Genomic DNA, 258 nt, shown 5'->3' with positions numbered 1-258 from the left:
CCGTGGGCAGTTTGCGGGTATCCCATTAAATATTCTGGGTGACAAAACCACGGCGGATTACGTCGATGCCGGTTACTGGGCCGCCAGTGCAATTAAAGAAGCGAAAAAGTACTGCACGCCAAATGTTATCGACGCCAAAGTCACCGTTGACGGACTGCGTGCTGTTAAACCGATGAGTGAATGGCAGCTTTCTGACAATGCGGCGTATCTGCACTATTGTCCGAACGAAACCATCGACGGTATCGCGATTGATGAAAC

At 50.4% G+C, this 258-nt stretch carries 1 protein-coding gene; it reads left to right on the top strand.

Annotation, left to right across the window (positions count from 1 at the left end; all coding sequences use genetic code 11):
• On the top strand, nt 1–258 hold a 258-nt coding region (locus FDX22_RS19470; protein ID WP_146717647.1), incomplete at both ends, for an aminotransferase class V-fold PLP-dependent enzyme.

Source organism: Citrobacter sp. TBCS-14 (genome assembly GCF_005280805.1).
Lineage (GTDB): Bacteria > Pseudomonadota > Gammaproteobacteria > Enterobacterales > Enterobacteriaceae > Citrobacter > Citrobacter gillenii.
This window is presented reverse-complemented; position numbering and strand designations above follow the sequence as displayed.